Here is a 12,673-nt window from a genome sequence, read left to right on the forward strand (position 1 = left end):
TTCTAGCCCTTAATACCGTAATGGCGCAGCATAGCATCCAACTGCGGCTCACGACCACGGAAGCGCTTGAACAGTGTCATTGGCTCTTCTGAACCACCACGGGACAAAATGTTGTCGAGGAAGGATTGGCCAGTAGCCGCATTGAAAATCCCCTCCTCTTCAAAGCGCGAGAATGCATCGGCAGAGAGCACTTCCGCCCACAGGTAGCTGTAGTAACCCGCAGCGTAGCCACCGGCAAAGATGTGGCTAAAGGCATGGGGGAAGCGGCCCCATGTTGGTGAGGGCACCACAGCGACCTGCTTTTTCACTTCATACAAGATCGGCAGGATCTGCGCGCCAGTCAGCGGATCGAACTCGTAATGCATGCGGAAATCGAACAGCCCGAACTCCAGTTGGCGCAGAATAAACAGCGCAGCCTGATAGTTCTTCGCCGCCAGTAGCTTATCTAACATCTCTCGCGGGAGCGGTTCGTTGGTTTCGTAATGGCCAGAAATAAACGCCAGCGCTTCCGGCTCCCAGCACCAGTTTTCCATAAACTGGCTCGGCAATTCGACTGCATCCCACGGCACACCATTGATACCCGAGACACCCGCAGTATCAATTTTGGTCAGCATATGATGTAAACCATGGCCGAACTCATGGAACAACGTGGTCACTTCGTTATGGGTAAATAGTGCCGGTTTGCCGCCAACAGGGCCATTGAAGTTGCAGGTCAGATACGCCACCGGCTTTTGCAACTGGCCGTTTGCTAATCGCAGGCTGCCGACACAATCATCCATCCAAGCCCCGCCGCGCTTATGTTCGCGGGCATACAGGTCAAGATAGAAGCTGCCGCGCAGTTCGCCACTGGCATCATAGAGTTCGAAGAAACGCACATCTGGATGCCAAGTATCCACATCGTGGCGCTCTTTGGCGGTGATGCCGTAGATGCGTTTAACCACTTCAAACAGCCCTTCGACTACGCGCTGCTCAGGGAAATAAGGGCGCAATTGTTCGTCGCTGATTGAGAACAGGTGCTGTTTTTGTTTCTCGGAGTAATAGGTGATGTCCCAAGCGGCTAATTCACTGACACCATAATGTTTTTCAGCAAATGCGCGTAACTGCGCCAGCTCTGCTTCCGCCTGCGGACGGGCGCGTTTAGCCAGATCATTTAAGAATCCCAACACCTGCTGCGGGCTTTCAGCCATCTTGGTCGCCAGCGATTTATCCGCATAGCTATTAAAGCCCAGTAACTGTGCCAACTCATGTCGCAACGTGAGGATCTCAGCCATGATTTCGCTGTTATCCCATTTGCCAGCATTCGGCCCCTGATCAGAAGCGCGAGTCGCAAAGGCGCGGTACATCTCTTCGCGCAATTCGGCGTTATCAGCGTAGGTCAGCACCGGCAGGTAACTTGGCATATCCAGCGTCAGCAACCAGCCATCTTGTTCTTTGGCTTCCGCCATGGCTTTAGCCGCCGCCAGTGCGCTTTCCGGCAACCCTTTCAGCTGCTCGACATCGGTAATCAGCTTGCTCCAACCCATAGTGGCATCGAGCACATTATTGCTGTACGTCGAACCCAGCTCAGACAGACGGGCCACGATTTCGCCATAGCGTTTTTGCTGCTCAGGCTCCAGGCCAATACCGGATAACTGGAAGTCACGCAGCGCATTTTCTACTGCTTTGCGCTGTGGAGCGGTCAATGTTTCAAAGCCCGGTCCCTCTTTCAAGCTGACATAAGCCTGGTACAAGCCCTTGTGCTGCCCGACCCAAGTGCCGTATTCCGACAGCAATGGCAGACTTTGCTCGTAAGCAGTGCGCAATTCCGGGCTGTTCTTCACCGAGTTTAAATGCCCGACCGGTGACCAAATACGTGATAAGCGGTCATCCGATTCAGCCAGTGGCTGGCACAGATTATCCCAAGTGAAAGGCCCCGGCTGGGCAACGACCCGCTCCACCGCTTGACGGCATTCATCCAGTGCGGATTTCACCGCAGGCACGATATCTTCAGGGCGAATAGCAGAAAATGGCGGCAGGGAGAACGGGGTCAACAGCGGATTTGTCATAGGGCAGTCCTGATTATGATTTTGAATTCCAGCGCCAAAACCTGTCCAGCGTCGGAGAATAAATGATGATTGAATAATTAACATGAGGTCTGCCAGCATGAAAATCAATGGCAGACGGCTTCACTCACGTAATTTTACTTTTTGAGTGGCGATGAGATATTCACCGCAAATTAATGCTTTTCACTTTTTATCCACCAGACAGTTTATACTAGTTGCCATAATGTGCTGGCTGCGGCTTCTGACTGTGATGTTTTGTTGCATCGACAAAGAGAAACCGCAAAAAGCACTGCCACAATGTACAGCATATATTTTCGGTGAATGAAACATTCATCATTAATATCAATTGGTTAATATAAAATGTTAAGTTATCGCCATAGTTTTCACGCTGGCAACCATGCCGACGTCCTTAAACACACCGTTCAGAGCTTGATTATCGAGTCTCTGAAAGAGAAAGAGAAACCCTTCCTTTATCTGGATACCCACGCCGGGGCCGGTCGCTACCAGTTAAGCGGCGAGCATGCCGAGCGCACGGGTGAATACCTTGAAGGTATCGGCAAACTGTGGCAACGCGATGACTTACCTGATGATTTAGCCCCATACATGAGTGCTATTCACTATTTTAACCGTGCCGAGAAGCTGCGTTATTACCCCGGTTCGCCGTTGATTGCGCGTCATTTATTGCGTGAAGATGACAAAATTCATCTGACCGAACTGCACCCCAGCGATTACCCGCTGCTGCGCAATGAATTTGCCAAAGATGAGCGTGCTAAAGTTCAGCGTGCCGATGGATATCAACAGCTTAAGTCGCAGTTACCCCCTGCGTCCCGCCGTGGTTTCGTTCTGATTGATCCACCGTATGAAATGAAAACTGATTATCAGGACGTGGTAAAAGGTATTCAGGAAGGTTATAAGCGCTTTGCAACCGGCACCTATGCATTATGGTATCCAGTGGTTTTACGTCAGCAAATCAAGCGCATGCTACGGGATCTGGAAGCCACGGGCATCCGCCGTATCTTGCAAATTGAACTGGCGGTACGCCCAGACAGCGACCAGCACGGCATGACGGCTTCTGGCATGATTGTGATTAATCCACCGTGGAAACTGGAACAGCAAATGAACACGCTGTTGCCGTGGCTGCACAAAGCACTCGTACCATCAGGCCATGGTCATACACTGGTGAAATGGGTCGTACCGGAATAAGTGCGACCTAAACCAATTGGTCACGCGAATCAGAGCCATTGATGCAACCTTTGCGACAAAACGCCAGCAAAGGTTAAACTCTTAGGCAAATTTTAAACAAACGGGAAACGACCCTGATGACCAAACATTACGACTATCTAGCAATTGGCGGTGGCAGTGGCGGGATCGCGTCGATCAACCGGGCTGCCATGTACGGCAAAAAATGTGCACTGATCGAAGCTAAACAGCTCGGTGGCACCTGTGTGAATGTCGGTTGTGTGCCGAAAAAAGTGATGTGGCATGCCGCACAAATTGCGGAAGCTATTCATTTGTATGGCCCAGACTACGGTTTCGACACCACAGTGAATCATTTCGATTGGAAAAAGCTGATTGCCAATCGTACTGCTTACATCGATCGTATCCATCAGTCTTATGAGCGTGGCTTAGGTAATAACAAAGTTGATGTGATTCATGGATATGCGCGTTTTGTTGATGCCCATACCGTGGAAGTTAACGGTGAGAAAATCACCGCTGACCACATCCTGATCGCCACCGGTGGCCGTCCGAGCCATCCAGATATTCCAGGCGCTGAATACGGTATAGATTCCGATGGTTTCTTTGAATTGGACGAAATGCCAAAACGTGTTGCCGTCGTGGGTGCAGGCTATATCGCGGTAGAAATTGCCGGTGTACTCAATGGATTAGGTACAGAAACGCATCTGTTTGTTCGTAAACATGCGCCGCTGCGTACTTTTGATCCGCTGATTGTAGAAACCCTGCTGGAAGTGATGAACACCGAAGGGCCGAAGCTGCATACCGAATCGGTGCCAAAAGCGGTCATCAAAAATGCCGATGGCAGCCTGACACTGCAGCTGGAAAATGGCACTGAAGTGACTGTTGATCACCTGATTTGGGCGATTGGCCGTGAACCCGCAACCGACAACCTGAATCTGGCTGCCAGCGGCGTCAAAACCAATGAAAAAGGCTACATCGAGGTTGATAAGTTCCAGAATACTAACGTCCAAGGCATCTATGCCGTCGGCGATAACACTGGCGCGGTTGAACTGACCCCTGTGGCTGTGGCAGCAGGTCGCCGTTTGTCTGAGCGCCTGTTCAATAACAAGCCGGATGAGCATCTGGATTACAGCAATATCCCGACCGTGGTATTCAGCCACCCGCCTATCGGCACCATTGGTCTGACTGAACCACAAGCGCGCGAGAAGTTTGGCGACGATCAAGTAAAAGTGTACAAATCGTCATTCACCGCGATGTACAGCGCTGTCACTCAGCACCGCCAACCATGCCGGATGAAGCTAGTCTGCGTCGGTGCGGAAGAGAAGATTGTTGGCATCCATGGTATCGGCTTCGGCATGGATGAAATCCTGCAAGGCTTCGCCGTGGCAGTGAAGATGGGCGCGACCAAAAAAGATTTCGACAACACTGTCGCTATCCACCCAACGGCTGCCGAAGAGTTTGTGACGATGCGCTAAGCATACTGACAAATTTTTGGCTTGACGACCCCGTCATAGGCCCCTGTCCTTAGAGCCAAGAGCTTGTGCTGTCTACTTCCCCTACTCAGTAGGTACTCGTTGCGTACATAATAGGCAAAGCGAGTTTAGAAGCCCACCTCCGGTGGGCTTCGTCGTTTCTAGCCTCTATTTTTAATTACCAAGGGATCACTCAGAAACTGACTTTCACACCCAGGTTCCCGGTGTAACCGTCCATCTTGCCATCAAAGGCTCTTTGGTATTTAACATCCGCATAAATATCAACGTTGTTATTCATTTTAGCGTTAACACCCGTGCCCCCCTGCCAGTAGGTTTTACTGAATTCAGGACGCAGGTTCGCGGTATCAATAGTTACTTCAGGGTTATCACCCAGTTGATAGATCACATCAGTTGACAAATAAGGCTTAATGGTTTGCTGTTTGTTGGCCTCACTGAACACTCGCACACCCGCGCGGGCCTGTCCGACAGAGGACGAAGTACCATTAATCCCAGAAATATCATCGCTGAAACTGCTTAGGTTCAGATATTGATATTTCAACTGCCCCTGAGGTTCCACTTTCCAACTGCCAACGACAGGGTATGCTTGACCGACTTCGGCAGACATCGCCACACCATAACCATTCTGCTTGGCATCATGCTGGCTTTGGTAGCTGTTGCGGTATAACGTTCCCTGGCCGACGAGATCAACATAGCCGCCCTGCTGCGTCATTAATGTGTAATAACCGCCCAAACCATAGGCATCAGTTTTGATTTTACCGGTATCGATTGATAAACTTGGACGTACTGCCCGTGCCTTATCCTGCGCATCGGTTTCCTGTTTACCGAGTGTAATCATCACACCCGCTATTGCCTGCGTTCCGGCCGCATTTTCTCCCTGAAAGAGATCATGGCCCAATTGTGCGAACCAGATATCTGAATCGTAACTAAAACGCCCTGCTTCGAAGGTATTATGCTGCCCGCTGATCCGGCCCCAAGAGTCCTGATTAAAACCATTCGTCCCGCCTTCTGCCGAACCACGGCGTTCGTGTAAGCGGCCCAATGTTGCGAAGCCGTAAAAGGTATTGAGCCAAGGTGCGGCAATATAGCTCGGCACTTCATTACGATAAGCGATCTCAGGTATTACCGGACGGCTAGGATTAACGACGATGGGTTTACCCGGATCGGTTGGGCCAACCGGAGCCAGATAGGATTGTAAATTCCAGCTATTTTCATCAGTTTGATATAAAAAATACTGATAAGCACCGGCGGTCACCAAGTCGCTCATCAAAAATTGACTGTAGAGTGCATCACCATCAACCCGAATCAGACTGATCCCAGAGCCCGTGGTTAACGCGCCCAGCCCCCCTTGGTTCACGACTTTCACGTAATGTTCACCTGTCGCATTACCCGTGATATGCAGCTTATCAGCCGGTGAACTGTCATCGCCCAATTGCGCATTAAAGACAAAACTGCCATTGCCGGTTAAGTCGCCGTTCACCGTTAAGGTGCTGAAACCATTGTTCGATACATTTGAACCTGGGATCGTAGGCGTTATTACAAAGTTGACTTGGCCCAGCACATTCATTGACCCAACATCCGCATTACCGTTCAGGTTCCAAACACTGCTGTTGTCGATATCAATACGTTTGGCGTTACGCGCTGCCCCCATCCAAACTGAGCTATTTTTCAGCGCCAGACTGACATTGTTATTGGTATCGGCTTGAATATCCCCCACCAAAATGGAATGGTTATCGGCATTCAAATTGACGTTGCTGATAATATTCAGCGGGGTGGTCGTGGTGCCAACATTGGTACTGGCATTGACCAGCAACCCGTTACCACCGCTGAGTTGCGAACCATTGTTCACGTCAATATTTATATTGGCACCATAGGCCCGAACGCCCGCCCCCTGCTCACTGAGCACCTGAGCATTATCCAAGGTCACCTTGCTATAAATCGTATCGGAACCTGCGGCGTAAATACCGCCAGCATTCATCCCCGTAGTGGTGATCTGGCTGTCTTGCAGCAAAATAGAGCTGCTGGTTTGAGTCCACAGCGCATAGGCACTGGCTCCCGTAGAAGTACCGATCACATTTTTGGCACTGATGGATGATCCGATGAACGTCCCCAGCACCATGCCGGAAGCACCGGTAGTTTCGATAGTCGCCCCATCAAGATTCAGGTTACCGCCTCGGGCAGCGGTAGCACCAATACTGCCGACACCCGCAGTCGAGATAGCCATGTTCGTAGCATTAAAAATCGATTCCGAGTAAATACCGTGAGAGCTATTGCCTGTGGTTTTTACCGTCGTATGGTCAACAATCGCCGTTCCCCGATTCTCGATGGCGGTCGCACTGTTTCCATCTGTCATCACCGTGGCGTTATTAACTCTCACAGACGAGGTGTTGTCCGGCACCCAAATCCCCATGGCATAAGTGCCTTGGGAGTGGTAAGAGCCGCCATTAATCGTGACATCGGCGTTCATATTCACGTTAACCAAGGTGGCGTTACCGCTGCGAGAGATGGCATTGACGTTATTTAACACGATGACGGCCTTGTTGGTCAGGCTGCTACCCATGGCTCGCAATACCGCACCAGACGCTAAATCAATATTGGCGTTACTGATATTGGCGCTACCATTGATATCGAAAACGTTATTGATATTACCGGTAGCAGTCAGGCCATCCATCGTAATAGTCGAGCCTTTACCCACACCGACCCCCGCAAAAGCGTTGGTCATATTAAGTGTCGTGTTATCCAGTGTGGCATTTAAGCCGCCATTGGAAATATAAACACCCGTGCCGCTATAGGGGCTGGTATTATTAATGACGTTATTTTCGCCAGTTAATGTACTCCCAAGATCACTCAGATAAATACCATACCCACCACTGATATTTATCGTCGTATTATTTAGTGCTAATGCCGAGCCACCATAACCTGACACCGCGTTAGCGGATCCACCTAACATAGTGAATGTTGTGCCATTAATATCAACACGGCTCCCCGCACCAGAGGAATAAATACCATTACCACTGGAGCCAGTGGTCATTATTTCCCCACCCTGCAAATTCACCGTACCACTATTATTACGGATACCATAGGCAACCACGCCATCGGTCTTGATGGTAGAACCCTTCAAATTGAGTGCACCGCCATTCGATATTTCGACGCCATTGGCCATCCGCCCGGTGGTATAAATGGAGAGATCGGCTCCCCCGGTGACGGTGCTACCAGAACCTTTCACTTCGACAGCCGGTTGGGAGCTATCCTCTGTGCCGTAATCGCCAGAGATAGGAACAGAGCTACCATTAGTGACACTGATAGTTTGCGCCGCCCAGCAATAAAGCGGACTAAAAAGAGGAATCAGTAAACTGACCAGTAGTCTCTTACGAGAACAAGGCGATAGCATTATTTTATTTATTTTCATATTAATAACCTGGTGTTTAACAAGATGTTCTAAATAAAGAAGAATTTTTAATCTATTTATTTTTTTTGCTTTGAATTACTTATATTTATTGCCGAATTAAATTATTGATAAATAATTGACTCTGCCTATAGCCAATATATCCCTTAAAAATTCATTTAATATGAGACCGCACCACCTAATATGTAGGATTTTTCCTAATGAAATAGAAATTAAGATCTTAATCAAGACGTTAGGTTTTTTTAATAAGAATATTGAATATAAATTTGGGGGCCATAAGCGCGAGATTTATCCACTGCGTTTGTGATAGCCATCGACTCTGCTATTATCAACAGACTACTCGCCATTTTATGTCACATTTTGTAGAAGAATCATCTGCATAAGGCATGGATTAACGCAATTAAGGAGAATTATGCCGAACGCACCGAAAAACAGCTCAGCGCCACTGACAACGGGTATTGAAACCGGAAAGAAAGCGATTTCCTATATGACGCGAATGAGTAACCGAGTGAAAGCTTACCCGGCTGTCGCTCATATTATCCGTGCCACGGATCGCTTTAATGATCGACTGGGCAGCCAGTTCGGGGCGGCCATTACTTATTTTTCATTTTTGTCGCTGATCCCTATTTTGATGGTCTCTTTTGCCGCGGTCGGTTTTGTGCTGGCCTCAAACCCTGACTTATTAGCTGAATTAATTAACAAAATTGTTAATACCATCAGTGATCCCACGTTAGCCGCCACACTTAAAAATACCGTTAATACCGCCATTCAGCAGCGTACCACCGTCGGGCTGACCGGTTTAGCGATTGCCCTCTATTCCGGCATTAGCTGGATGGGTAATCTGCGTGAAGCCATTCGTGCTCAGTCACGGGAGGTGTGGGAGCGTAATCCGCAGGATCAGGAAAAATTCTATTACCGCTATGCCCGTGATTTTATCTCGCTTATCGGATTGGTTGTCGCGTTGATTATCACGCTGTCACTGACGTCGATAGCGGGTGCTGCGCAGTCTGCCATCGTCAACGCCTTAGGGCTGGGGGGGATTGAGTGGCTACGGCCCGCAATGACACTGATTGCGATGTCGATCTCTATCGCGGCTAACTATCTGTTATTTTTGTGGATATTTTGGATTCTGCCACGGCATAAGCCGAAGAAAAAAGCCCTGCTGCGCGGCACTCTGATTGCTGCCATCGGCTTTGAAATTATCAAGTTTGTCATGACCATGATGCTGCCACGCCTTGCCAGTTCGCCTTCCGGTGCAGCTTTTGGTTCCGTGATTGGCTTGATGGCCTTTTTCTATTTCTTTGCTCGCCTGACCCTCTTCTGCGCCGCCTGGATAGCCACCGCCCACTATATTGAGGATGAAACCCTACCCCAAAATCCGGGTAAGAAGGCAGGCTGACGCTTTGAGCCTATCTGCTGCCAAGTAAGGTGAATACCCCATAATGATAAATAAGGGCTATAAGGTTTGCCCCCATTTCTGATTTGTCACTACACTGATGACCCATCGTTGAAAGTGAGGGAGCACACATGTCACGTTATATAAAAAAAGCAGGATTTAGATGGTTAGTATTGGGGTTACTGGTGATTATCACGCTGATCGCGACCTATCAATCGCGATTTAACAGCCGTGCCGACATCTTGTGGAAAATTGTTAGCCAACAATGCGTGCCCAATATGGAGGCCAATAATGACCCGAAGCCTTGTATTGAGGTCAATATGCCCGCTGGCTTTGTGGTGTATAAGTCCATAGACGGGCCATTACAATATTTACTCATGCCAACAGCAAAAATCAGCGGCATAGAAAGTCCTGAGATATTAGCCGCTAACAGCCCTAACTATTTTCTGGATGCCTGGCAGGCCCGCCACTTTATGGCTGATAAATATGGCGCACCCATTGATGACGCGGATATCTCACTCACCATTAACTCAAAATATGGTCGCTCTCAGGATCAATTACATGTCCATATCTCTTGCCTGAAACCACAGGTAAAAACCGCGCTAGCAGCACATACGGCGGACTTCAGCCCGCAATGGCAGCCCTTGCCTGGCGGTCTACTAGGCAATGACTATCTGGTGCGGCGTACCACGACAACGGAATTACAGAATTTAGGTGCGTTTCGCCTGCTTGCCGACGAAGTCCCAGGCGCGAAAGGTCACATGGGCCATTATGGTTTAGCCATGACCGCATTGCCGAACGGGGAGTTCTTGCTGTTAGCCAGTAAAGCGAGCCTGACGAAGCTTCATCGTGCATCAGTGGAGGAGTTGCAGGATCACGAATGTAAGCTGCTTTCCCCACCACCGGTGCACTAACCGATTATTTTTTCTGCTTTATTTTTTGTAGGAATGGGGTGCACTGATTCTCCTCTGCCTCACTGGGGGAGATCAGCGCCAGCAGTGCCGCTGCGGGTGTCAGTGCCACCCCTAACACGGCGGCGATAGCACCTCGGGCAATCAATGGCCCCGCTTTCACACCTGCATCCGGCTGCTTAAATGTGCCTTTCACATAGAGCGGGGAGCGCAGGGTCAGAATACGCAGCCCTTTGCTTTCTGGATTGATGGATAAATCCAGTCGCTCGGTCGCAAAGTTGATGTTACCGGTAATGTTGATAATGGCGTTTTCGGTATCAATAACAAACAGGCGCGGTGTTGCTAGCCCATTGCGCAGCTGAATATCAGCCACCGCACAGTTAATCTTCACTTGATCGTCACCAAACAACTTCGCCACCAGATAGTTACCCACATTCAGGCCAAGCAGCTCCATCAAGCTGCGGCTGATCAATCCTTGATTCAGCAGCAAGCGCAGGCTGCCATTACTGGTCGCCAGTAGCGCGGCCACCGAGTTACCGGTTGCGGTAAATGAGGCATCACCATTCAATTGGCCCAAGCTGTTACGCATTTCTTTTACCTGTGGCAACAGTGCCTTCAATTGCAGCCGACGGGCATGTAAATCCACTTTGCCCTGCATCGGATCTTTGTTGCCATTCAGCCGTAGCGTGGCATTCAGATTTCCTCCCGCCATACCAAAACGCAGCGGATCGAGCAATAACTCACCATTATTCAGCACCACGTGGGTCGACAAATCATTTAGGGGTAATGATTTATCGCGTTCGATACGTTTTGCAGCATAGGTAACATCCGCATCCATCACCCCCCAGCTTTTGGTATCAAACTGTTCAGTCGGTAATACCTTATTTGCGGGTTGCCGATTTCGCTCGCCGCGCTTGGCTTTTTCCTGATTGGAGTCAGCCCCAATCAATGGCGCTAAATCCGCAAAGCGCAATTTTTCTGATGCCATGTTACCGGTTAATTTTGGCCGTGGCTGACTGGCGGTATAGGTCAGATTGCCGCGAATATCGCTGTCGCCAATTTTACCGTTAAAGTTTTCATAGCGATAAACTGCCCCATCGGTTTGCTTGAGGCTCGCTACTAAGCGGCCATCGGTGTTGTAAGGTGGGGTGGCGGGCAGTAACACGCCGATCAGCGGGTAGAGATTATCCAGGCTGGTACCCGAGAATTTCAATTGCAGATCCAGCCCCGCCAGATTGCCGGGGTCAGTTAGGGTACCCACCACCGCCACTCGAGTAGTGCCCGATCGCAGATCAGCCTGCAACGGGAATGGCCGACTCGCATCACTCATCGACAGCATACCGCCGATTTTACCGCTGCCAGTGAGTGGCTGGCCCTGATACTTTCCGTCAATCTTCCAACCAAAAACATAATCTGCCGTGTTGCTTTGCGCACTATCCGCAGGCGTCTGGCCCTTTTTCTCCGTGCGTGTCCCCGTCACCTCAGCAAAGGGCAAGGGCTTGCCCAGAGGGTCAATCACGGCGTGCAGATCCGCTTTCAGGATGGCATCATTCAGACTTATCTCGCCACGATCAAAGACGATATCGTCGATATTGACTGACCAAGAAGAGGACTGCTTGCCCTCCTTCGGGCTATTGGCGAGATTGAATGTCCAGTTATTCTTACCATCAGCCAGCCGCAGTAGGTTGGCATCCGGCTGCGTCAGCCAGATACGAGGTATCCAGACCTCTTTCGCCAGTAAGGCCAAGGGGGCGATACTGGCATCGACCCGTTTCAGGGTGACCATCTCGCCAGCAGGGAACGCCGTGGAGGCTGTTTTATCGTCGGCGGTTTTATCACTGACCAAATCCGGCGGATTGCCCAGCAACAGATCTTCTGCGTGGATATTCGGCCAGGGAACCCAACCGCGCCAACCCGGCTCATCGCCTTTTCGTGCCCAATCGACCCCCAGATTGCCACGAATGGCAAAAGGCCGTTGTAGCTCGGCGGAGACTTTTTCGTTAATCGTCGGCTTGAGTCGATTCCAGTCGAAGGTCATCACAAACACGATAATCGCCGCCAATAGCAGCAGAATCAGCCCACCAACAGCGGTGAGCACTTTTCCGGTTTTGGTCATATTAGCTCCATGCCAGTAATCTGATAGATAACGCTAAACCCACCACCAAGAGGTGCTTAAACGCGCGTCAGCTTGCGGTATTTTAGTCGAAAAATCAGTCAGAAAAATCGTTAAC

At 49.9% G+C, this 12,673-nt stretch carries 7 protein-coding genes; 4 read left to right on the forward strand and 3 right to left on the reverse strand.

The window, feature by feature from the left end:
* Window positions 1-2: 2 nt before the first annotated feature.
* Window positions 3-2,045: an oligopeptidase A gene (gene prlC / locus ACZ76_RS08440; RefSeq protein WP_048620241.1), complete on the reverse strand. Its 2,043-nt coding sequence runs from the start codon at window positions 2,043-2,045 to the stop codon at window positions 3-5.
* A 357-nt stretch (window positions 2,046-2,402) separates the two neighbouring features.
* Between prlC and ACZ76_RS08445 the strand changes: the two genes are divergently transcribed.
* Complete coding sequence (locus ACZ76_RS08445) at window positions 2,403-3,245, forward strand: 23S rRNA (adenine(2030)-N(6))-methyltransferase RlmJ (RefSeq protein ID WP_048618445.1); 843 nt, start codon at window positions 2,403-2,405, stop codon at window positions 3,243-3,245.
* Window positions 3,246-3,361: 116 nt separating this feature from the next.
* Window positions 3,362-4,714 (forward strand): glutathione-disulfide reductase, encoded by a 1,353-nt coding sequence (gene gorA, locus ACZ76_RS08450; RefSeq protein ID WP_048618448.1) that lies wholly within the window; start codon window positions 3,362-3,364, stop codon window positions 4,712-4,714.
* A 190-nt stretch (window positions 4,715-4,904) separates the two neighbouring features.
* On the opposite strand, the gene ACZ76_RS08455 is transcribed toward gorA, so the two are convergent.
* On the reverse strand, window positions 4,905-8,138 hold the full coding sequence (locus ACZ76_RS08455) for an autotransporter outer membrane beta-barrel domain-containing protein (protein ID WP_048618450.1): 3,234 nt from the start codon (window positions 8,136-8,138) through the stop codon (window positions 4,905-4,907).
* 409 nt (window positions 8,139-8,547) lie between these two features.
* Here ACZ76_RS08455 and yhjD point away from each other — a divergent pair, with 409 nt between their 5' ends.
* Window positions 8,548-9,534: an inner membrane protein YhjD gene (gene yhjD / locus ACZ76_RS08460; protein ID WP_048618451.1), complete on the forward strand. Its 987-nt coding sequence runs from the start codon at window positions 8,548-8,550 to the stop codon at window positions 9,532-9,534.
* 128 nt (window positions 9,535-9,662) lie between these two features.
* On the forward strand, window positions 9,663-10,445 hold the full coding sequence (locus ACZ76_RS08465; RefSeq protein ID WP_048618453.1) for a CDP-diacylglycerol diphosphatase: 783 nt from the start codon (window positions 9,663-9,665) through the stop codon (window positions 10,443-10,445).
* A gap of 4 nt (window positions 10,446-10,449) precedes the next feature.
* On the opposite strand, the gene ACZ76_RS08470 is transcribed toward ACZ76_RS08465, so the two are convergent.
* A complete protein-coding gene (locus ACZ76_RS08470; protein ID WP_048618455.1) occupies window positions 10,450-12,558 on the reverse strand; it encodes an AsmA family protein in 2,109 nt (702 codons plus the stop codon).
* Window positions 12,559-12,673 lie beyond the last annotated feature (115 nt).

Source organism: Yersinia aleksiciae (assembly GCF_001047675.1).
In the GTDB taxonomy this organism is placed as follows: Bacteria; Pseudomonadota; Gammaproteobacteria; order Enterobacterales; family Enterobacteriaceae; genus Yersinia; species Yersinia aleksiciae.